The organism is Actinoplanes sp. NPDC000266 (genome assembly GCF_042899005.1).
Taxonomy (GTDB): domain Bacteria; phylum Actinomycetota; class Actinomycetes; order Mycobacteriales; family Micromonosporaceae; genus Actinoplanes.
Genome location: NZ_JBIAZI010000010.1, coordinates 158,322 through 177,293, shown reverse-complemented (window position 1 = coordinate 177,293; position 18,972 = coordinate 158,322). Strand labels below are relative to the sequence as shown.

The window sequence follows — 18,972 nt, the reverse complement described above, 5'->3', positions numbered from 1 at the left end:
AGCTCAGCCCACCGCGCCGGGCTCGGCCCGGCTGCCGCTCATGGTCACCGGGTTGCTCACCGCCTGGAGGGCCCGCCGCCACGGGAACTGCCCCCGGTAACGATCGGTCTGGCCGGGACCGCCCAGCCGGCACACGTCCTCGCCGTACAGCACGTGCACGCCCCAGTCCCGGAGTTTCGCCAGACTCTCGTGCAGGGCGGGATGCAAGGCCATGACCTTATTGGTGTACGGCACCACGGCCGTCGGCACGCCGTATCCATAGCCCTCGACGAGCAGGCCGAGGACAAGCGTGTCCGTGATGCCGACGGCCCACTTGTTCACGGTGTTCACCGTCGCGGGCGCGACGATCATCGCGTCCGCGTCGGGCAGAACGTCGGGGTCGCCGGGACTCTTGTAGTAGGTACGCACCGGATGGCCGGTCTGCGCCTGTAGCGCCTCCACGTCGACGAACTTGCGGCCGTCGGGCGTGGTGATCACGCAGACCTCCCAGCCTTCCGACTGGGCCAGGGTGACCAGAATGCCGACGTCGCGCGCCATGGGAGAACCACAGACCAGGACGTACAGCACGCCGGGTGCGGGGTTGCCGATCGTCACCTGCGGACCGCCCTCATACGCCGACTCCCATCTGCTCGGCCAGCTCCGCGATCGGAGCCGGTGGCGCGCCCCGCGTACGGCGGAGCACGTCGGAAAGGACCTCGTGGGCGAGCGGGCGGCAACGGATCTCCGACGGAGCGAGCCGGTCGCCCTCGAGGAGCATCTCGCTGGCCTTGTCGATGTTGCCGATCTGCGTGTAGCCGCGCGCGATGTCGAGGAAGTGGTGCGCCCGGCGTTCCGGCAGCATGGCGTTGAAGCCGACGATGTCGAGGCTCTCGTGTGCCTCGACCGCGGTGCGGCCGTCGCCCAGCTCGACCGCCGTGGCGCAGCGGTGCAGCTGCACGTTGGTCGGGCCGAAGCTCGTCCAGTAGTGGTTGAAGTCGCCACCCAGCTCCTTCGACGCCTGATCGGCGCCGCAGAGCAGATCGCGCACGGTCGCGCTGTCGCCGATACGCGCGGCCGCCATCGCCCCGTTGAGCAGCAACATGCCGTACACCGAAAGCCTCTCGCCCTGGCCCTGGGGTCGATCGAAGCTCGGCGCGAGCCGGTTCGCGATGTTGACGTTGACCTCGAGCGCCGGGCGGACCCGGCCGAGCGCCAGCAGCGCGCTGCCCACGCGATAGGACGCCAGCCCGGCCAGGAGCTGGTCGCCGGCCCGCTGGGACACCGCGATCGAACGGTCGGCCGCGAGCCAGGAGAGCTCGTGCTCGCCCACCTTGCGCAGCGCCGACGAGGCGATCTGGTAGACCTGCCCGAGCAGGTGGGCCGCGTCCTTGGCCTCCGAGCCGGTGGCGTAGGCGCTGTCCGCCGCCTGGGCGTCGCGCAGCAGCTTGGGCAGCATCCTCGCCAGGACGCCGTACTTCGCGTGCTGATAGGTCAGCCAGGCGTGGCTCACCGCCTTGCGCATCTCGACCAGCGGCGGCGAGTGTGGCACCGCCTGGAAGAACGCGCTCATCTGGTCGTAGCGCTCCAGGGCGGCGCGGATCTCCTCCACCTCGACCTGGTCGATGCAGTTCTGGGTCTCCGGACGCCGTTCCACGTCCTTGCCCAGCAGCAGCTGGACGTCCACCTGCAGGACGTCGGCGATCTCGTAGACGACGGAGAACTTGTCGAGCCGGCGGACGCCTCGTTCCACCTTGTCGACCCAGCTCTTGGACTTGCCCAACCGGTCAGCGAAGACCTGTTGGGACATCTTGCGCCGGCCGCGCCAATAGGCGACGCGGCGGCCGATCGGCAGCTCGTCCACGGTGCCTCCCCCGACTCGCCCGGCGACCCCCGCCGGCGAGCCCTTGTGTCATCTGCAGTCTGGACCCTCCACGTGTGCTCACGTCGCACAGCGTGTGTGATCGCCTGCTCACCGATGCTCGTAGTTTTTGTTGCAACTTGCAAAGGGTGGATCTGCCGGAAACAACGATGCGTGTCGCGCTTGGATACGGCACTCGGAGCTGATATGGCACCGGCCCACCCAGATCGGGGGTTATCGAGCCATGCAGTGGACCGTGAGTCGGCCGTTCGTACCACCCGCGATCATGGAGATCGCCGAACGGCGGCGCCTGCGGCGGGCCGCTCTGCGGTACGCCGCGCATGGCTGGGCGGTCACCCCCGGCGCCTGGCTCGCCGGGCACCGGCTCGTCTGTGGACGGCCCGGATGCCCGATCATGGCCTGCCATCCCGCGCTGGAGTCGTGGGAGGACAGCGCGAGCGCCGATCCCGCACAGGTGCAGGCGTGGTGGCGGCATCGGCCGCACAGCGTGCTGCTGGCGACCGGGCGGCTTTTCGACGCGCTGGAGGTGCCGGCGGCGCTCGGGCTGCGGGTGCTGGGCACGGCCCGGTTGCACACCGGAGTGCTGGGAGTTCAGCGGGCCGACGCCCGCGGCCCGGTCGCGGTGACGGCGGCCGGGCGGTGGATGTTCCTCGTGCGGGCCGGCGTGCCGCTGCGGCCCGAACTGGACCATCGGCTGGACGTGGTGCGTCACGGGACCGGCTCGTGGGTGCCGGCCGCGCCGAGCCGGATGATCGAGGGGCCGGTGCGCTGGGCCGTGCCCCCGGAGCGGGCACAGTGGTGGCTGCCCGACGCCGAGGTCGTGCAGAGCCTTCTGGTGGACGCGCTCGGCACGCTCCCGGAGCGGCACGTCACTGTCCCCAGGCAACTGTCGACCACACGAAGAGGCACATGATGGGTAACAACCCTAGTCCCGTAACAAGGGCGGGTGAAGTCACTCGTCGGAGTGCTTTCTGGATTTGGCACGAACGTGGATCCGGGCGCCCTGCCGATCGAAGATCGTCAGGAACTCGACGGCCTGCCCGTCGGCGCTGCCGAACCAGTGCGGCACCCGGGTGTCGAACTCGGCCGCCTCGCCCGGTGGGAGCACCAGGTCGTGCTCGCCGAGGATCAGCCGCAGCCGGCCGCTGAGGATGTAGAGCCACTCGTACCCCTCGTGGGTCTTGGGCTCGGGCACCTGCCGCTGGCCGGCCGGGATCAGGTGCTTGAACGCCTGCGGGCCGCCGGGCTGCCGGGAGAGCGGGATGATCGTCTGGCCGAACGCGCTGATCGGCCGCGAGTAGACCCGGGGATCGCCGGTGGGCGGCGCCCCCACCAGCTCGTCCAGGGGCACCCGATAGGCCCGGGCCAGCGGCAGGAGCAGCTCGAGGGTGGCCTTGCGCTGTCCCGACTCGAGGCGCGACAGGGTGCTGACCGAGACGCCGGTGGTCTCGGAGAGCGCGGTCAGCGTGATCCCGGCCTTCTTGCGCAGCTGCCGCAGCCGGGGGCCGACCTCGGCCAGGACATCGTCTTCTTTTGCCGTCATGGCAAAGATGTTTCCGCATTTCGGCACGGAGCGTCCACCATCGGGTCATGACTTACGACGTGATGGTGATCGGGGGCGGACCGGCCGGCCTCAGCGGCGCGGTGGCCCTGGGCCGGGCGCTGCGCTCGGTGCTGGTGATCGACTCGGGGGCGCCGCGGAACGCGCCGGCCGACGGCATCCACAACTTCCTCACCCGGGACGGGATGACCCCGGCCGAGTTCCACGCGGCGGGCCGGGCCGAGGTGCTGAAGTACGGCGGTGAGGTGATCGAGGGTTCGGTGGTCTCGGTTCGCCCGGGCTTCGAGGTCCAGCTCTCCGACGGCGGGACGTTCCGGGCGAAACGGCTGTTGATCACCACCGGGCTTGCCGACCGGCTACCGGACATTCCGGGCCTGGCCGAGCGCTGGGGCTCGATGGTCCTGCACTGCCCCTACTGCCACGGCTACGAGGTCCGGGGCAGGGCGATCGGCGTCTTCGGGGACGCGGAGAAGGTACGCCTGTGGAAGCAGTGGAGCTCCGACGTCATCCCGCTGGCGGAGGACGACGTGGCCGCGGTGGAGGACGGAGGCGTACGGCTGAAGGACGGCCGTTTCGTGGAACGCGACTATCTGGTCGTGACCACCCGTATGGAGGCGCGTGGCGGATTTCTGGACGAGATCGGGCTGAAGCCGGTGGAGCACCCGATGGGCATCGGCACCTACATCCCCGCGGTCGACCCGTCCGGGCGTACCGAGGTCCCGGGGGTCTGGGTCGCCGGCAACGTGGCCGACCCCATGGCCCAGGTGATCACCTCGGCCGCGGCCGGGCTGACCGCGGGCGCGATGATCAATTTCGACCTGCTGCCAGCTGCCGATACGCCGTGATCACGGCGTCCGTACGCTCGGCCAGCTCCAGGTCCGGGTCGGCCGCCGGGAGGGCCGGGGTGAGGCCGGCCAGCGCCAGCTCGGCGTGCCGGGCGGTCTCGCCGATGTGCCGCTCACGCAGCAGCGACTCCTGGGCCAGCGCGGTCCGGTCGAGGCCGCGCAGGATCCGGTTGACCTCCCGGCCGGCCTCGCGCCAGAGCCGCTCGGCCTGGTCACGCTGCTCGGACAGGGCGGAAACGGCCGGGCTGTCGGCGGGGACGTTCTGATCGGGTACGGCCGCGAGCCCGGCCCGGAGGCGACGGAGCTCCTGACGGCGTACGAGCAGGGTGGCCAGATCGTCCAGGGCACGGGTGAGCGAGTGGTCGGCGGTGGAGTCGATCATGCCGGGGAGCGCCGGCCAGGCGCGGCGGACGCGGCGGGCCACGCGGACGGCCCGCTGGAAGACGGCCCGCTCCTCGGCCGCGACCAGCACCCGGCCCTCCGGGTCGCGGGGCAGCTCGAAGTCGGTCTCGGCGGCGGCGCGGGCCTGGCGGCGCCAGACGGCGGCGACGGTCGCGACGGAGGCCAGGGCCGGCAGCCACCACGGCGCGCCGGCCGCGGCGGCCAGGGCGGTCAGGAAGGCCAGCGGGAGACTGAGGCGGCAGGCGAAGGCGGTGCGCTCCTCGCGGGTGGCGCCGCTGGGCGCCACCGGCATCATCTCGGTCAGCGATCCGGCGCGGTGCCGGGTGGCCCGGCCCGCGCGGGCCTTGATCGGCTGTGCGCTGACGACGATCTTCGTGGCGTCGATGCCGACGTGCAGGTCGCGGTCCATCGACGCTCCTTCGCTCGTTCGCTTCGGGTGTCCGGGCGGGCCCGATCGCCAGGGGGAAACCGGTCGGGGCCCGCCCGCCGGCAGGTTCTCCCTGCCGGCACCCTCAGCAATCGGTGGCGACGGTGGCGGGTTGAGGAGGCGATCGGGTGCGAGTCGGTTACTCGTACAGCCGGAAGATGAAACGCTCGGCCCAGTGCTTGCGCTCGTCGGCGACCTCGATCGCCTCGAAGACCGCCAGGTAGTCCCGGAAGAGGGCGCCGCCCAGGGCCAGCCGGACGGCGCCGGCGTGGATCCAGGTGAGCTCGAGCGGACGCGGGTCGCCGGCGCACAGGCGGTCCCGCAGGCCCGCGAGATCGCGCCGGTAGAAGGGGCCGTAGCCGAACGCCCCGGCCAGTCGCGCCTGCAGGTCAGCCTCGTCCAGCACAAATCTGCCGTCGATGACGACCTTCACGGCCTTTGAAACGAATCACGGCGGCGCGCCGGATCGGGGCGGCCGGACATGTCCCCCGATGGTGATCGATGTAGCCTCGCCGGGTGGATGCGGTCGATCTGGTGCTGCGCAAGTTCGACGGGCGACCGCACCGGCAGGTGACCGCGCGGCTGCTCGGCGAGGACGAGTTCGGCACGTGGCTGTCCACGCCGCGCGGCACCGTCGTCACCTATCACTACGGCCGCCGCCCGACCGGCGTGACCAGGGTCGACGCCGTCCGGCTGATCCCGGCCGAGGGCTGGTGGATGGCCATGTTCCTGGCCGAGCCGGACAGGCGCGAGCTCTACTGCGACATCATCACCCCGGCCCGCTGGACCGGCCCGGCCGAGATCACCGTGATCGACCTCGACATCGACCTGGTCCGCTACCGCAAGGGCAAGCGGGTCGAGGTGGAGGACGAGGACGAGTTCGAACAGCACCGTCGCGAGCTCGGCTATCCACCGGAGATCGTGGCGGGCGCGCTGGCCGGCGCGGCGGCCCTGCACGAGGCCCTCGAGCTCGATCGGGAGCCGTTCGCGTCGCACTATCGCAAATGGCTTGGGTCGCCTACCTAGAGTGGTCGGCATGCAGCGGATCACGACGCACGACGAGCTTCGCGACATCATCGGAACACCGATCCCCCGAGTGGCGTCCAAGGTGCGACCCGAGCTGCACGACCTCGACCGCGACTGGCTCGCGGCGTCCCCGTTCTGCCTGGTGGCCACGTCGGACGGAGAGGGCAACACGGACATCTCCCCTAAAGGCGATCCGCCCGGTTTCGCGGTCGTGCTCGGCCCCACGACGATCGCGATCCCCGAGCGGACCGGCAACCGGCGCGCCGACGGATTCCACAACATCATCGACAACCCGCACGTCGGCCTCATCTTCATGATCCCCGGCCGGGGCGACACCTTGAGGATCAACGGCCAGGCTTCCCTCGTACGCGATGACGACCTCTTCGACCGCATGGTGGTACACGGCCATCGGCCCGAGCTGGCCCTGCTCGTGGAGATCGAAGAGGTCTTCTACCACTGCTCGAAGGCGTTCCTGCGCTCCGCGCTGTGGGAGCCGGCCTCGTGGGCGCCGTCCGCGGCGGCGCTGGAGGAGCTCTACGGATGAGCTTCGTCCGCCAAGCCATCGCCGAACAGCGGCGAGCCATCGCCGACCTTCTCGAATCGTTGACGCCGTCGCAGCTGGCGGTCCGCAGCCTCTGCGGCGACTGGACGGTCCGCGAGGTGGCGGCCCACCTGCTGGCCGCGGTCGAGGCGCCGCGCGGGGCGACCCTGTCGGCCATGATGCGCTCGGGCTTCCGGCTGCACCGGGCGAACGCGCTGCTGGCACAGTCGCTGGGCCGGCTGCCGGTCGAGGAAATCGCCGAGGGCCTGCGCCGCAACGCCGAGAACGACTTCAAGCCACCGGTGGTCGGCTATCCCGGCCAGCTCACCGACCTGCTGGTGCACGGGCAGGACATCCGGCGGCCGCTGGGCCTGCCCCACCACCTGCCGCTCGACTCGCTGCGGATCGCCCTGGACTTCCTGACCACGGGCCGCCCGGTCGGCTTCACGAAGAAGGCGTGGCTGGCCGGCCTGCGCTTCGAGGCGTCCGACCTGGACTGGAGCTTCGGCGAGGGCCAGCCGGTGACCGCTCCGGCGGAGGCCCTGATGATGGCGATGACCGGCCGGCGGACGGTCCTGGGCGAGTTGGACGGTCCCGGGGTACGGCTGCTGGCGTCCCGCCTGGAGTGATCACCCGAAACTGTCGGGGGGTGGGTCTAACTTCCCGGCCATGAATGACACCGCGTTCCGAACCGCACCGATCACCCTCGACCGCCGCCTCGTGCTGGACGGCACGGCATATCAGGTGACCTCGTTCCCCGCCGAGGACGACCGCTTCGACCTCTGCATCGTCAGCAGCGACGCCGAGGGCCACGTGCTGAGCGAGATCAGCGCCGGCATAGAGCCGTCCGACCTGCCCGGCCTGACCGACGTGCTCACCTCCACCCTGGCCGGCCTGCTGGCCATGACCCAGCCGTCCTCCTCGGCCCGCGACGCGCCACCTCCCGAGCGCCGCCACCCCAACCAGGGCGCCCGCTGGACCCCGGACGACGACGACCGCCTCCTGACCCGCTACCGCGAGGGCGCCCGCCCCCGAGACCTGATGTCCGAGTTCGGCCGCAGCAACGGCGGCATCAGGTCCCGCCTGGAATACCTGGGCGAGCTGGCCCCGGGCGCACGCTGGCACTCCCCCACCACCAGGCCCGCACCGCCCACCAGCACACCGGTCACGTCACCCGACGACGCCCCACCCGCATAGCTCGCGGACGCGCCGGGCGTGTCGCCCACCGGCACGCCGGTGCGTCGTCTGCCGGGCCACCGGCCGCGCCGCCCACCAGCGCCCTGCCCGCATCGTTCGCAGGCACACCGGGCGCTTCGCACACCGGCACACCGCCCGCATCATCCACGGGCACACCGGGCGCGGCCTCCGTTGGAACATCGCCGCATCGTTCGCGGATGCGGGCGAGCGTGGCGTCCCCAGGTGCGGCGGGCGTGTCGTCGCAGGTGCGGCGGGCGTGGCGTCGCAGGTGCGGCGGCCGCGCCCTCCACCGGCACACCGCCCACATCGTCCGCGGGTGCGGCAGGCGTGGCGTCCGCAGGTGCGGCGGGCGTGGCGTCCGCAGGTGCGGCGGGCGTGGCGTCCGCAGGTACGGCGGGCGTGGCGTCCGCAGGTACGGCGGGCGTGGCGTCCGCAGGTACGGCGGGCGTGGCGTCCGCAGGTACGGCGGCCGTGGCGTCCGCAGGTACGGCGGCCGTGGCGTCCGCAGGTACGGCGGGCGTGGCGTCCGCAGGTACGGCGGCCGTGGCGTCGCAGGTACGGCGGCCGTGGCGTCGCAGGTACGGCGGCCGTGGCGTCGCAGGTACGGCGGGCGTGGCGTCCGCAGGTACGGCGGCCGTGTCGTCGCAGGTGCGGCGGGCGTGTCGTCGCAGGTGCGGCGGCCGCGCCCTCCACCGGCACACCGCCCACATCGTCCGCGGGCGCGGCGGGCGCATCGTCCGCGGGCGCGGCAGGCGTGGTGGGCGCGGCGGGCGCGGCGTGGCGTGCGCGGGCGCGGCGTGGCGTCCGCGGGTGCGGCGGGCGCGTCCTCCGCCGGTACACCGCCCGCATCGTTCGCGGGTGCGGCGGGCGTGGCGTCCGCGGTGTGGTGGGCGGGGAGGCCGGGATGTGACGGGGTCGCGGGCCGGGCGCGCCGTTGCGCCCGGCCCTCCCCGATGGCCGCCGGTGTCGAGCGTGGCAGCCGTGCCGAGAGCGGCGGCCGGCTCGGCGGCCGGGGTCCGTCAGGAGGTGGGTGCGGTGCCCTTCAGGCTCTGGCGTGGGCCGGCCAGGCAAGCGTCGATGCGTTCGAGCTGGCCCTTGGTGAACATGAACATCGCGGCGTCGTCGACGTAGTCCATGTAGTTCATGAACATGTCGCCGTTGGGGCCGTTGCCGCAGGTGATCCGGGGGAACCTGGGGCGGCCGACGTTCTGGTCGGACTGGTTGGGGGTGTCGGCCACCAGGTCGGTGCCGCCGCAGCCGGTGCCGTCGTCGCCGCCGATGTGGAAGAGGTTGAGCCAGTGGCCGATCTCGTGGGTGGCCGTGCGGCCCAGGTCGAACGGCTCCCGCGCCGTGCCGGTCTTGCCGAAGCCGGTGTGGGTGATCACCACGCCGTCCGTCTCGGCCGGGCCGCCGGGGAACTGGGCGTAGCCGAGCAGACCGGCGCTGAGCTGGCAGACCCACATGTTCAGGTACCGGTCGCTGGGCCAGGCGTCGGTGCCGCCGGTCGCGGCGAACTTGACCGTGTCGTTGCCGCCGAAGGAGGTGCGGGTCGTCTGCCGCCGGGTCACGCCGTCGGTCGGGTTGCCCTGCGGGTCCACCGTGGCCAGACGGAACTCGATCTTCAGGTCGGCCACCAGGCCCTGCCAGATCGGGGGCACGTCCTTGACGTCCGGGTTCACCGCCCGGAAGTCCTCGTTGAGGACCGCGATCTGGCTGTCGATCTGCTCCCGGGAGACGTTCTGCTCCTCGGTGCTGTAGACGACGTGGATCACGACCGGGATGTTCACGACCTCGGTGCGGTCGTCACGCTTCTCGCCGCTCGCGTAGGCGAAGGCGAGGTTCTCTATGTCGGTGCGGGCCACGCGGTAACTGATGCTGTCGTTCAGCAGCCGTCGGTGGACGTCCTCGGTAGCGCAGCGGCGTCGTGCGGGAGCTTCGATGATCTCGTCGGAGTCCACTGAACTCATCTCCTGTCGGTCACTTGCGGATCTTCAGCACCTGCCCGTCGTGCGCCGTGATGTGCAGCAGGCGCGAACCCGCGCCGGCCCGCACCCGAACCGCGTCCGCCTGCTCCGCCTCCCAGCTCCCCCGGCTCGGCGCCGACCGGTCGGCCGGTCCGGGGCCGTACTCGATGTAGCCACCGCCGGGCCGGAACTCGAGGCTTTCCCGGGGCGCCCGCCGCGGCGGGAACGGGAAATCCGCGGGCCGGTAGACGGCCTCCTCGTCGGTGTCCTCCTCGAAGGAGTGGTACCAGCGCTGATAAAGATCCGGAGAGAGATCAGACATATGACCGCCCGCGCACGTTGGGTGGTGATGCGAAGGCCAGACTCCCAGCCCCGCATGGTTCCAAGACCCTTACCGTCCGTGATCCGACAAGCCGTCACTGACGGGTGAGCTGGGCATCCAGCACCCGGAGCAGATCCCAGATCTCCGACCCGCTGACATCGATGCCGTGATCGTGGCTCTCGATGTCGGCCGCCGCCGCCCGATGAGCCAACGAGTCAGCCACCAGCTGACACTCGACCCCCGACAGCTCGACGGTCGTCACCCGGTCCCCCGGAAGCGCCCGCAGATCGTCCCCGTACACACTCTCCCGAACGGCCATCGCCGCGCTCCGGTCGACCACCAGGTCACCTTCGACGCTCTCGTAGTCGTCCAGCACCTTTTCGACCAGAAGCCACCGCCGGACCGGCAGAATCACCGAGTACCGCCGCTCCCCGTCAAGCCCAAGCTCATGCCGAGCGCGCACAATTCCCCCAACCCCGGACACCATTGACCCAACCGGCACCATGGGGGGAAAACGCCAGCCCACGCGACGAGCAGGGCACAGGACCCCACCACCGCCACCCACCCAGCCGCAGCCGGACGGAACGTGGGGTCTCCGGGGCTCGGCCCCGGAGAAGATATGACGGGTCGGAGTGGTCCGCGCGTTCCGCGGACAGGGGGATCCTCCGACTCGTGGGCGCGGTAGGTTTCGAACCTACGACCCCTCGCTTGTAAGTCCTGGGCGAGGCGTCCGGCGTCGTCCGCACGAGGTTGTGACCTCGGAACGGTGTTTGCCGCGTCCCGCGCTCATGCTAGGTCATCTGGGACGGTTGCTGTCAGCGTTGCTGTCACGGAGGAGGTAGTCCTTCGGGTCGATCGGCGCCGCCCCGGGACGGAAGCAGAGCTCCGCCCGGGCGACTGCCGCGAACTCCAGACTCACCTACAAGCTAAGGATCATGGCAAGGGCCGAGGCTGCCGCGATCCCCACTCCAATCGGCACGGCGCTCTTGGGCCACTTCCAGGCAATCGTCGCCAGCCCGAAGACGATCACCATGAACACGATCCATACCAACTTTACGGTAAAGTACATTTCTGTACACCGCCTCTCCGCGGCAAAGCCGCGCCTCAGTGGGCACCCGGCTCCGCCGTGGATTGCCCGTACGCGTTCGGCAACTTGCCGTTCGCGTCCATCAGAGTACACGAGAGTACGGCGGTGTCCAGAGGGAGGAGCACCGTGGGGGCGTACGAGGTTTCCGATGCAGAGCGAGCGCTCCTGAAAGCTCTTCGGCAAGCGCATCGGCGCGCCGGTGAGCCGAGCAGTCGAGCCATTGCAACCGCGATTGGCGGAATGAGCCACACAACGGTCAACTCTGCCCTTAAGGGCACGAAGATCCCATCCTGGCCCGTCTTGGCTAGGATCATCGAAGAGCTCGGAGGGGACCTCCCGGAGTTCCAAAGGTTGTGGATCGAGACGCGGGAGAACCCTGACGACACGCCGGCGTCGGCCGGGCCGGGGTCAGACGTGTCGGTCTTCGTTTCATATGCACGCGTTGACGACGAAGCCACACACGGGCGCGTCTCGCAACTTGTCAAGGACATCGGCAATGCGTACCAAAGCATGACGGGCCACTTAGTCGGTGTATTTTTTGATATTCAATCGATCTCGCTAGGAGAAAATTGGCGCGATCGAATTCGACTCGGGCTTTCATCGTCGTCGATTTTCCTTGCTTTCGTCTCTCCAGCATTCCTTAGAAGCGCTCAATGCCGAGAGGAACTAAATGAGTTCTTTGGATTCCTAGACGCAAACTCCAGCGCAAGGCTAGTCATGCCACTCTTGTACGCCGATCGCGAACGCATTGAGAAGATGTTTGCAAGCGATCCCCTATGGTCAAAGATCACTCAACGCCAAGCCACGGACATTTCCCACCTTCGCTTTGTCGACATCGGATCGGCAGAATGGGTACGCGAGACAACCAAGATTGCGGAGCTAATCGAGGATAGGCTTGCGGACTTTTCATCTATCGAAGGCACCGATCAAGAAATGATAACTTCGATCCCTTCAGATGAAGTCAGCGACGGCATGCTTGAACGATTTGCGGAGGTCGAAGACCGGGCTCCGCAAGTTCTTGAAGACATGAATAGTTTTACGCAATCCCTGCAAGAACTTAGCGAGGTCACCAACAAAGCAACACCCGGTCTTAACAAAGCCACATCTTTCAGTCAGAGACTGGCCGTAACGAACAGCCTGGCGTCAACCTTGACCCCCATCGCAAACAAGATGCGCGAGACTGCGGAACGGCTGGTTGATAACTACGGCGACTGGGACCAGGTCGTTAACTATGTTATTGGTCAAGCTAAGGCCGATCCGCATTTCTATGATACGGAGTCGAATGTAGAGTTCCTAGCTACGGTAGGCGACTTGGCGACGGCGGGTGTAGAGTCACTTGCCTCTGTCGAGGAGCTAGATACGGCGATTGGCGGAGTACTCGGACTTTCCAAGCGTCTTAATATCCCGTTGCGAACCATCCGGGAGGCGTGCCTCAGCATGGCCGACATTCGTGGCCTCCTCATGGGTTGGAAGGCCGAGTTGGAGACCTTGGAAGAATCCCAGTAACGCCGACGTTCATCGTCAATCCAGACTTGACATCCCCAGGTGTGAAAAGTCATTTCAACGCCTTGGGTGCGGCGGCGCGCGCCTCTGTGCGGGCAGGCCACCGGCCTGCCGCTTGACCCCTGACCGCTCAGGGTCGCAGAGGCTCCGCCGTCCAGGGCGGCCCGGTTTGTGGCCGTCGCTTGCGACGCGAAGCGCCCTTGACGGTGGAGGGGCGGCCCGGACACCATGCGCGCCGCCGCACCCGAAGCCCGGCGGCCGCAACTCGCCCTGTGGGCCGGGCGCGGGCAGCTGGTCCGCGTCGCCCAGGCCGTGTCGGTCGGCCGCCGGCCAAACCTCCCAACCCCTTAACCCCACCGCTGTACCTGTCGTCGACGCGGCCCGACTCCGCGGTTCCACGCCAGCCGACGGGCTGCTTGCGTGTCCGGGCCAAAGCGCCAGCGGCGGCGCGGGCACGCGCCCTGGCGGCGGCGTGAGCGGCCCGTTTCGGGCCGCCTTGAAGACGTACAGAAAGTTTGAACAAGATCCCGGTGGCCGACCGGGCGTTCTAGCCGAGCGCGATCGCTTCTACGGTCGACCAGAGGTAGCTCTTGTTCTCCCTACGCAGCCGCACCAACTCAACTTGTTTGACCATCACGCTGATCGGTGGCAGGACACGCAGTTTCGAAACGGCGCTAACGAGATACATAGGCGGTATCGGGGTGTTGCAATATGCGATTCCAATATGGGGCCTGAACTCGAACGCGGGTTCGAGGTACTCTTCACTAAGAGCAGCAGTAACGGATGAACGAAGCCGCTCGTAAAGCGCTAAGACAGGATCCCACGGCGAGACACTGAAACGGACAGCGCCAGGAGAGCCAGAGAGCGGTCCGATCGTTAAGCGGAACTCGCTAAGGTCGGCGCATTGGTTCTTGGCCGTCTCGACAACGCGGTCAACCTGTTCCTCGGTTATCTGGTCTGTCCATCCGACCCTCGGAAGGGTCAGATGCAACGCGTTCAGGGGTACAGGGTCGAGGTACGGAAGACGTAACTGGTCTTGGCACGCCGCAGCGAGTTGGACCAGGTCTGGCTGATCGAACGTCAGGTACCAGTAGTAGGCCTCTCGGTTTGCCGACCAGCCTGGACGGTCCCAGTGGTCAACCATCGAAGGAACCGCTTGAAACCGTCGCCAGTCTTCGTGCACCTCTAGGTGTGTGCCAGCCTCATGACTCACCTTGTGGTCGCCATCCGTAGTGTTTGGACTGTTTCGATCATGGCCGGCAGCTTGCGCCATCGGTCGGCGGCTACAAGGAACTCTTGGCTACGCGCTAGGACGGACGTGATCGGCCGCTCTGCGGAGATCGTGAGAGCCTCCTGTACAAGCTGAGCGGCCTGTTCGGGCTCAGGAGCCTTTGCCATGATCATCGCTGTTGCGATGTCAAGCCGGACCAGTGACTGCGTCCAGCATGAGTCAGAAGCTTCCATAGCTGGGGTCACCTGCTGGGAGAACTCCGTAACTCTATCTGGCATCCCAAGTGAAACGAACGCTGTTGCAGCGTTGGCCGCTGTCCGTGCTTGGCTGTAGATCCCCAGCGAGATACAGGATGACACCCCGGGAACGGTATCGAACCGGTCCGTGATTTGGTAGGCCAAGTCAACAGCCCGACTGACGCCGGCCTCGTCTCCTAGCTTGCCAAGCGCTCGTGCTTCGCCGTTGATGGCTAGTCGGACAGCCTGGGGTCCATTGTCGGCGTAGCGCATCCCATCGCGGGCGAGATCTACTGCTCGTTGATAGTCCTGCTTGTAGTAGGCGCAGAAGCTTTCCGTTCCTCGAACCCAAGCCTGCATGTCGGTCGCACCTGTTATCTCGGCGAGAGCGAATGCTTCCTCATTGTAGGCCTCTGCGATTGGAAATTTTCCAAGATTTACCGCCATGTAGCCGAGCAGTGCTGAAAGCTTCGATGCTATAACGTAGAGCCGATCTCTCTGGCGAGGAAGGACCGGGCCAGACAGAAGATCGGCGACCATCTTTCTCTGTTTAACTACGCGTGCTGCCAGGAAATCCGGCCCAGACGACTCGTAGCTTTGCACGACGATGTTGAGTATCTCGTCCAAGCGGTCGATCGATTCATCACTGACTTTGGTTGATAAGATGTCTTGGATGCGTTCGACAATCTCAATGGGGGACTCGAGCTGCTGCATGTCGGTTGGCAGCAGAAGCCCTGCACTAAGCATGACTGCTTGTTGAGCAGGGATCCTAAAACCTAGTGACTCCTCGCTTGCTCCGTAGAGGAGGCACAGGAGCTCTCGATAGGTAGCGTCAGGATGCTTCTTTTCTCGTTCCCACTTCGACACCATTTGACGGTCGACGCCGACACGAAGTTTCCTGTGCGCCCATGCGATCTTGATGAGTTCGTCTGCGACCTGCTGCTGCGTGAGGCCCAAGCGTGTGCGAGCCTGACCTAAAAGCGGGCCGAACCCGGATCGCTTCATCAGTCCCCCAGGTGAGTCAGTTTGACAGGTACCAATGTAGTCGTGTGGCGCTCGCATGAAAAGTCTCGGGACTACATACGGGACTACAAGGCACTCGACGAGGGACTACCCGCCGGGACCTCTACGTATTTCGCATTAGCGAGTTGAATTTCTTGTGCGAGCAGTCGTCCATCAGGGGACGCGCTCAAGGCAGAGGAGGTTCCTCGTGAAGCTGTACGTGGACACGACCGGTAAGCAGGTCACGGTGTCGAGGCAGACTGAGCCGAAGAACGACCAGAGCGGCAACCAGCGTTCCGAGAAGAACACTGGCCGGCCCATGTGGTCCACCCAGGTCATCGTGCTCGACGAGACCGGCGGTGAGGTCATCGCCATCACTACGGCAGGAGAGAAGCCGGACGTGACGGTGGGACAGCTCGTCGCCATCGAGCAGCTCGAGGCCATTCCGTGGGCGACCAACGGGCGTAACGGCGTCGCGTTCCGCGCGGTGTCGCTGAAGCCGCTCGCTGGTAGCTCGGCGAAGTAGGCGCTTCGGCTGGTAGGCCGTCCTGTAAGGCCATGACAGTCAAGCAGTTCCAACACTGAGCAGCGTTTGCTCTGCTCCTGTTCAACCCGGTGAGGATTCTGGCTCCTGTTTCACCGGTTCAACCGATCACCGTTGAGTGATCTCTCTCGAAGTGTGGCACGGGGTCGGTACTGGCTCCTACACCTGCCGGCCTCGTCGCCTTCCAACCCTGCACCCCGGAAAGGGGCGCTTGACCATGTCCACTTCTGCTCTCGTGTTCGCCGTTTCGATGGCGACCCTCATCGCGGCGCACCAGCTCGCCGACCACATCATCCAGACCGACACAGACGCCAGCACTAAGGCTGCGCCTGGCTGGCACGGCTGGCGTCACCTACTGGTGCACATCGGCACCTACCACCTGACCGCGCTGGTCATGCTCGTCATCACGGCTGTCGCTCTCGATATATCGCTGAGCGTCAGCGGCATTATCGCGGGACTGAGCTTCTCCGCGGTTACCCATGCCTTCCTCGATCGGCGCTGGCCGATCCGCTGGATTCTGAACCACACCGGATCCGCCGCGTTCGCCGACAGGCAGACGCCCATCTGCGGCATGTACCTCGCCGACCAGGCACTCCACTACTTCTGCCTGTGGATCGCCGCAATCCTCATCGCCGCTGTCTGAAGTCCTTACGACCGAAGGAATCAGTCACCATGTCGACCGACAACATCCGAACTCCTGTCACCGACTGCGGTGGACAACTCGATGTTCTCCGTGACGAACTCAAGTTTCTCAAGGACGAACAACGCGACCGTATTCGCGCCCGTGACAATCTGGTCTATTCCCTGATCGTCGCGATTGCCGCTGTTGCCGGTGGCACCAAATTCGGTGGACCGGCTGTCGCGTTGATCCTGCCGCCTGTCGCACTTGCGTTGGGCTGGACCTATCTGGTTAACGACCACAAGGTATCCGCCATCGGCCGTTACCTTCGTACTGACCTCGGCCCCAGGCTCAGCGCCCTTGTCGGCGCTGACGTATTGCGGTGGGAGAACATCCATCGTCACGATCACCGTCGTTGCCAACGAAAAAGCATTCAACTCGCCGTCGATCTTACGGTTTTCATTGTCCCGGCTGCTACTGGCCTCGTTTGGTACTGGGCTAGCGGCCCCGCGAATGCCGTATTGGTGTCCGCCTCCGCCCTAGAGGCCGCCACTGTCCTCATCGCCATCTGGCAGATGGCCGCGAATGCCGAAATCAAGGCAGATGCCTGAAGGAGGGACATCGACGTGTTTCGCTACTACATCAGCTTCTCACACCAAGAAACCAGCAGATTTGGCATCGGCGCCATGGACTGGCAGATCCCTGAGCGCATCACCGATGTCGACGACCTCGTCGCTGCCACGCAATACCTGACCGCGCAGGGATATTTCAAGGTCACGATTCTCGCCTTTTCCCTCTATGGCCGCAAGGCCGACACCTCGCGCGACAGCGTTGATCATGCTCGCCGTAAAGGCCGCCGTCCTTGATATGTCGCTGGGCATACGCGCCGCGCGGACCAGGTCTCACCTGAATGCCGCCTGTGGATAGCCGCATCCCTTATGAGAAGAAGGGTTCTGACTGCTATGGAACGCACCGTAGGTCAAAAAGTTCTCCGCCAACTGCTGGAGAGCCTCGATGACGCCATCAGCAACGAGCAGCCGTTGCGAGCGATCGAGATGCTGGACCTGATCGAGAAACTCGCGGGACCCGGATACCGCAGATGGCTGCTACAGGTTGATCTCCACACGGCGATCAAGACCGCCGGGATGTTCCCTGACCGCGACAAGTACCCGTATCCGTATGTGAAATAGAAGAACAGCGAGGGGTCGGTACTGGCTCCTACACCTGCCGACCCCGCGCCTTCCAACCCATCCACCCGAAAGGGAGGACGTGTCATGTCCAAATCTAGCGGACGACGTGGTTTCGGGCGAGGGTCCGGAACCGTCACTGTCATCGAGCAGCGGGTACATCGCTCGGCTGCCGAGAACGCGCGCTTCGCGTTCATCCTCACCGCCATCGTGGTCAGCCTGGTCGCCCTGACCGTGGCCTCCGATCACATGCACCCGCTTCTGGCCGTCTTCGTTGCGGCCCCCATCGCCGCCTTCTGCGGCGCTCTGGTGTGGCTCCTGGTCCGGATCTGGCCGGTTCTGCGGCTGATCTGGTGGTGGACCCCGGAAATCTTCGCCACAGTCACCACCGCGTGGCTGTGGACGGCCATCGCCACCGCTACGCCGGCTCTGGTCACGCTGGCCATCCTGGCCGTGTCCGTCGGTCTCCCGGCTGCCGTTCCGGTTACTCGCCGATGGTTCGTGGCGCTGGCCTGGTGTGTGATCGTGCGGCACCGCCTGCGGGTGTGTTTCTCGCAGTTCATCATCGCCAACAAGTCCGGCAGCCTGCCGCTGATCCTTGCCGCGATACCAACGCGCGTCGGTGAACGCGTCTGGGTCGTCCTGCGTCCCGGCCTGTCGCTGGAGCTGCTGACCAAGCAACTCGACAAGATCGCCGTGGCCTGTCACGCCCTGCCCGGTGGCGTCGTGGTGGACAAGGCCGGTTCCGGCAGCGCCGCCTTCGTGCGGTTCGACATCAAACGCCGCGAGGTGCTCTCCGCTCAGGTGGACTCCCCGCTGATCGACTTTCTCGGTCCCGAGCTCGATTTCGAGGTCGCCGATAAAAGGTCGGCCACCGTCATCGGTGGTCTCGACCTGACTGACATTCCCAACGATGAACCTGCGGCCACGGCGGCCACGGCCAAGCCGAACGGCAACAGCTCCAACAACAAGAAGAAGACAGCCGACCGCGCCGACGATGCGGCGGACGATGACGTCAGTCAGTGGATCTGAGGCGACCTGTCATGCCTCTGCTGATCGATCTGAACGCTCTCGACCGTGAAGCGGTCGTACGTTGCTTCACTCCCCGGCAGGTCTACGCCAAGGCGCAGACGGTCGCCAAGACCGACACCGAACGCGCCGTGCTGGCGTATCTGCTGGAAGCCGCCGTCAACCTGACGGCCATGTCGTGCAAGCTCGCCCAGGCCTATGCCGAGGACAGCTACGACAGCACCACGGCGCACCAAGCGGGCCTTGGCCCGGACCGTGCCTCGGTTCTGGCCGCCGCCTCCACCTGCGCACACAACGCCGGCCTCTTCCTTCAGGAAGCTCAACGCCGCAGTGCGCTCCGGTCCAGCGGCTATGACCCGCTGATCGCGCCGTAATCGGCCTGATCCTTCTA

Annotated in this window: 23 protein-coding genes and 1 pseudogene; 14 read left to right on the top strand and 10 right to left on the bottom strand. The window is 66.8% G+C overall.

Annotated elements, in window-relative coordinates:
* Positions 1–3 precede the first annotated feature (3 nt).
* Both ACFY36_RS36210 and ACFY36_RS36205 read right to left on the bottom strand, forming a co-directional pair.
* Complete coding sequence (locus ACFY36_RS36210) at positions 4–537, bottom strand: flavoprotein (protein WP_499750623.1); 534 nt, start codon at positions 535–537, stop codon at positions 4–6.
* A gap of 70 nt (positions 538–607) precedes the next feature.
* Positions 608–1,840: a helix-turn-helix domain-containing protein gene (locus ACFY36_RS36205; protein ID WP_498657879.1), complete on the bottom strand. Its 1,233-nt coding sequence runs from the start codon at positions 1,838–1,840 to the stop codon at positions 608–610.
* A gap of 241 nt (positions 1,841–2,081) precedes the next feature.
* On the opposite strand from ACFY36_RS36205, the gene ACFY36_RS36200 reads away from it, so the two are divergent.
* Positions 2,082–2,771: a bifunctional DNA primase/polymerase gene (locus tag ACFY36_RS36200; RefSeq protein WP_499750407.1), complete on the top strand. Its 690-nt coding sequence runs from the start codon at positions 2,082–2,084 to the stop codon at positions 2,769–2,771.
* A gap of 39 nt (positions 2,772–2,810) precedes the next feature.
* Here ACFY36_RS36200 and ACFY36_RS36195 read toward each other — a convergent pair whose 3' ends face one another.
* On the bottom strand, positions 2,811–3,401 hold the full coding sequence (locus tag ACFY36_RS36195) for a helix-turn-helix domain-containing protein (RefSeq protein WP_499750406.1): 591 nt from the start codon (positions 3,399–3,401) through the stop codon (positions 2,811–2,813).
* Positions 3,402–3,448: 47 nt separating this feature from the next.
* Between ACFY36_RS36195 and ACFY36_RS36190 the strand changes: the two genes are divergently transcribed.
* On the top strand, positions 3,449–4,264 hold the full coding sequence (locus tag ACFY36_RS36190; protein WP_499750405.1) for an NAD(P)/FAD-dependent oxidoreductase: 816 nt from the start codon (positions 3,449–3,451) through the stop codon (positions 4,262–4,264).
* On the opposite strand, the gene ACFY36_RS36185 is transcribed toward ACFY36_RS36190, so the two are convergent.
* Both ACFY36_RS36185 and ACFY36_RS36180 read right to left on the bottom strand, forming a co-directional pair.
* Positions 4,227–5,075 carry a hypothetical protein gene (locus ACFY36_RS36185; RefSeq protein WP_499750404.1) on the bottom strand — a complete coding sequence of 283 codons (849 nt, stop codon included), beginning with the start codon at positions 5,073–5,075 and terminating at the stop codon, positions 4,227–4,229. The two genes, ACFY36_RS36190 and ACFY36_RS36185, sit on opposite strands and share 38 nt — an antisense overlap.
* Positions 5,076–5,232: 157 nt before the next feature.
* Complete coding sequence (locus tag ACFY36_RS36180; protein ID WP_499750403.1) at positions 5,233–5,526, bottom strand: barstar family protein; 294 nt, start codon at positions 5,524–5,526, stop codon at positions 5,233–5,235.
* Between the two features lie 83 nt (positions 5,527–5,609).
* Between ACFY36_RS36180 and ACFY36_RS36175 the strand changes: the two genes are divergently transcribed.
* The 4 genes and pseudogenes from ACFY36_RS36175 (at position 5,610) to ACFY36_RS36160 (ending at position 7,857) form a co-directional block, all read left to right on the top strand.
* On the top strand, positions 5,610–6,119 hold the full coding sequence (locus ACFY36_RS36175) for a DUF402 domain-containing protein (protein ID WP_499750402.1): 510 nt from the start codon (positions 5,610–5,612) through the stop codon (positions 6,117–6,119).
* Between the two features lie 10 nt (positions 6,120–6,129).
* Positions 6,130–6,630: pseudogene (locus ACFY36_RS36170) on the top strand (MSMEG_1061 family FMN-dependent PPOX-type flavoprotein); the annotation flags it as partial.
* A gap of 29 nt (positions 6,631–6,659) precedes the next feature.
* Positions 6,660–7,289, top strand: a complete 630-nt coding sequence (locus tag ACFY36_RS36165; RefSeq protein WP_499750401.1) for a maleylpyruvate isomerase family mycothiol-dependent enzyme — start codon at positions 6,660–6,662, stop codon at positions 7,287–7,289.
* 40 nt (positions 7,290–7,329) lie between these two features.
* Positions 7,330–7,857: a hypothetical protein gene (locus ACFY36_RS36160; RefSeq protein WP_499750400.1), complete on the top strand. Its 528-nt coding sequence runs from the start codon at positions 7,330–7,332 to the stop codon at positions 7,855–7,857.
* A 1,019-nt stretch (positions 7,858–8,876) separates the two neighbouring features.
* Here ACFY36_RS36160 and ACFY36_RS36155 read toward each other — a convergent pair.
* The 3 genes from ACFY36_RS36155 to ACFY36_RS36145 form a co-directional block, all read right to left on the bottom strand.
* On the bottom strand, positions 8,877–9,824 hold the full coding sequence (locus ACFY36_RS36155; protein WP_499750399.1) for a zinc metalloprotease: 948 nt from the start codon (positions 9,822–9,824) through the stop codon (positions 8,877–8,879).
* A 10-nt stretch (positions 9,825–9,834) separates the two neighbouring features.
* Positions 9,835–10,143 (bottom strand): hypothetical protein, encoded by a 309-nt coding sequence (locus ACFY36_RS36150; RefSeq protein ID WP_499750398.1) that lies wholly within the window; start codon positions 10,141–10,143, stop codon positions 9,835–9,837.
* A 94-nt stretch (positions 10,144–10,237) separates the two neighbouring features.
* Positions 10,238–10,558, bottom strand: a complete 321-nt coding sequence (locus ACFY36_RS36145) for a hypothetical protein (protein ID WP_499750397.1) — start codon at positions 10,556–10,558, stop codon at positions 10,238–10,240.
* A gap of 798 nt (positions 10,559–11,356) precedes the next feature.
* Here ACFY36_RS36145 and ACFY36_RS36140 point away from each other — a divergent pair.
* A complete protein-coding gene (locus tag ACFY36_RS36140; protein WP_499750396.1) occupies positions 11,357–12,736 on the top strand; it encodes a toll/interleukin-1 receptor domain-containing protein in 1,380 nt (459 codons plus the stop codon).
* 544 nt (positions 12,737–13,280) lie between these two features.
* Here the strand turns inward: ACFY36_RS36140 and ACFY36_RS36135 are convergent.
* Both ACFY36_RS36135 and ACFY36_RS36130 read right to left on the bottom strand, forming a co-directional pair.
* Complete coding sequence (locus ACFY36_RS36135) at positions 13,281–13,877, bottom strand: 2'-5' RNA ligase family protein (RefSeq protein WP_499750395.1); 597 nt, start codon at positions 13,875–13,877, stop codon at positions 13,281–13,283.
* Between the two features lie 65 nt (positions 13,878–13,942).
* Positions 13,943–15,205 (bottom strand): helix-turn-helix transcriptional regulator, encoded by a 1,263-nt coding sequence (locus ACFY36_RS36130; protein WP_499750394.1) that lies wholly within the window; start codon positions 15,203–15,205, stop codon positions 13,943–13,945.
* A gap of 205 nt (positions 15,206–15,410) precedes the next feature.
* Between ACFY36_RS36130 and ACFY36_RS36125 the strand changes: the two genes are divergently transcribed.
* The 7 genes from ACFY36_RS36125 (at position 15,411) to ACFY36_RS36095 (ending at position 18,955) form a co-directional block, all read left to right on the top strand.
* The gene (locus ACFY36_RS36125) at positions 15,411–15,728 is read left to right on the top strand and encodes a hypothetical protein (RefSeq protein ID WP_499750393.1); all 318 of its coding nucleotides are present in this window, start codon (positions 15,411–15,413) and stop codon (positions 15,726–15,728) included.
* Between the two features lie 235 nt (positions 15,729–15,963).
* Positions 15,964–16,389: a DUF3307 domain-containing protein gene (locus ACFY36_RS36120; protein ID WP_499750392.1), complete on the top strand. Its 426-nt coding sequence runs from the start codon at positions 15,964–15,966 to the stop codon at positions 16,387–16,389.
* A gap of 29 nt (positions 16,390–16,418) precedes the next feature.
* On the top strand, positions 16,419–16,976 hold the full coding sequence (locus tag ACFY36_RS36115; protein WP_499750391.1) for a hypothetical protein: 558 nt from the start codon (positions 16,419–16,421) through the stop codon (positions 16,974–16,976).
* A 15-nt stretch (positions 16,977–16,991) separates the two neighbouring features.
* Positions 16,992–17,231: a hypothetical protein gene (locus ACFY36_RS36110; protein WP_499750390.1), complete on the top strand. Its 240-nt coding sequence runs from the start codon at positions 16,992–16,994 to the stop codon at positions 17,229–17,231.
* Positions 17,232–17,327: 96 nt separating this feature from the next.
* On the top strand, positions 17,328–17,555 hold the full coding sequence (locus ACFY36_RS36105) for a hypothetical protein (protein ID WP_499750389.1): 228 nt from the start codon (positions 17,328–17,330) through the stop codon (positions 17,553–17,555).
* An 84-nt stretch (positions 17,556–17,639) separates the two neighbouring features.
* Positions 17,640–18,584: a hypothetical protein gene (locus tag ACFY36_RS36100; protein ID WP_499750388.1), complete on the top strand. Its 945-nt coding sequence runs from the start codon at positions 17,640–17,642 to the stop codon at positions 18,582–18,584.
* A gap of 11 nt (positions 18,585–18,595) precedes the next feature.
* Positions 18,596–18,955, top strand: coding sequence for a hypothetical protein (locus tag ACFY36_RS36095; protein ID WP_499750387.1), 360 nt, complete (start codon positions 18,596–18,598; stop codon positions 18,953–18,955).
* Positions 18,956–18,972 lie beyond the last annotated feature (17 nt).

Excerpts from the sequence above, each read along its gene's own strand:
- ACFY36_RS36165 (WP_499750401.1), top strand. The coding sequence starts at position 6,660 with ATGAGCTTCGTCCGCCAAGCCATCGCCGAACAGCGGCGAGCCATCGCC.
- ACFY36_RS36105 (WP_499750389.1), top strand. The coding sequence starts at position 17,328 with ATGGAACGCACCGTAGGTCAAAAAGTTCTCCGCCAACTGCTGGAGAGC.
- ACFY36_RS36155 (WP_499750399.1), bottom strand. The coding sequence starts at position 9,824 with ATGAGTTCAGTGGACTCCGACGAGATCATCGAAGCTCCCGCACGACGC.
- ACFY36_RS36135 (WP_499750395.1), bottom strand. The coding sequence starts at position 13,877 with ATGGTTGACCACTGGGACCGTCCAGGCTGGTCGGCAAACCGAGAGGCC.
- ACFY36_RS36115 (WP_499750391.1), top strand. The coding sequence starts at position 16,419 with ATGTCGACCGACAACATCCGAACTCCTGTCACCGACTGCGGTGGACAA.
- ACFY36_RS36150 (WP_499750398.1), bottom strand. The coding sequence starts at position 10,143 with ATGTCTGATCTCTCTCCGGATCTTTATCAGCGCTGGTACCACTCCTTC.
- ACFY36_RS36190 (WP_499750405.1), top strand. The coding sequence starts at position 3,449 with ATGACTTACGACGTGATGGTGATCGGGGGCGGACCGGCCGGCCTCAGC.
- ACFY36_RS36210 (WP_499750623.1), bottom strand. The coding sequence starts at position 537 with ATGGCGCGCGACGTCGGCATTCTGGTCACCCTGGCCCAGTCGGAAGGC.
- ACFY36_RS36120 (WP_499750392.1), top strand. The coding sequence starts at position 15,964 with ATGTCCACTTCTGCTCTCGTGTTCGCCGTTTCGATGGCGACCCTCATC.
- ACFY36_RS36100 (WP_499750388.1), top strand. The coding sequence starts at position 17,640 with ATGTCCAAATCTAGCGGACGACGTGGTTTCGGGCGAGGGTCCGGAACC.
- ACFY36_RS36195 (WP_499750406.1), bottom strand. The coding sequence starts at position 3,401 with ATGACGGCAAAAGAAGACGATGTCCTGGCCGAGGTCGGCCCCCGGCTG.
- ACFY36_RS36130 (WP_499750394.1), bottom strand. The coding sequence starts at position 15,205 with ATGAAGCGATCCGGGTTCGGCCCGCTTTTAGGTCAGGCTCGCACACGC.
- ACFY36_RS36185 (WP_499750404.1), bottom strand. The coding sequence starts at position 5,075 with ATGGACCGCGACCTGCACGTCGGCATCGACGCCACGAAGATCGTCGTC.
- ACFY36_RS36200 (WP_499750407.1), top strand. The coding sequence starts at position 2,082 with ATGCAGTGGACCGTGAGTCGGCCGTTCGTACCACCCGCGATCATGGAG.
- ACFY36_RS36095 (WP_499750387.1), top strand. The coding sequence starts at position 18,596 with ATGCCTCTGCTGATCGATCTGAACGCTCTCGACCGTGAAGCGGTCGTA.
- ACFY36_RS36160 (WP_499750400.1), top strand. The coding sequence starts at position 7,330 with ATGAATGACACCGCGTTCCGAACCGCACCGATCACCCTCGACCGCCGC.